1 protein-coding gene is annotated in these 252 nt (G+C 33.3%); it reads left to right on the top strand.

Annotated elements, in window-relative coordinates; translation table 11 throughout:
* A partial coding sequence (locus L9G74_RS21410; RefSeq protein ID WP_238898833.1) for a DUF4298 domain-containing protein occupies positions 1–251 on the top strand: 251 nt, incomplete at its 5' end.
* Between the last annotated feature and the right edge of the window lies 1 nt (position 252).

Genomic DNA, 252 nt, shown 5'->3' with positions numbered 1-252 from the left:
ATGATAGCTTCAAACCTAGAATCAATGCATTAGTAGAAGCTATAGATGATTTTCAAAAGCACTATGAAGATTACGTGAAATTAAGAGAATTTTATGGTAGCGAAGACTGGTTTAGACTATCAGAACAAACAGAAAATAATCTCAAATGCGGTGTACTGAGTGAGGATCAGCTCTTTGATTTTATAGGAGAACATAACGAGCTTGTAGGCCAATTTTTAGACATGTCTTCTCAAATGTATCGTCATTTATAAT

It is taken from the genome of Shewanella electrica (genome assembly GCF_022321485.1).
Taxonomy (GTDB): Bacteria; Pseudomonadota; Gammaproteobacteria; order Enterobacterales; family Shewanellaceae; genus Shewanella; species Shewanella electrica.
This window is presented reverse-complemented; position numbering and strand designations above follow the sequence as displayed.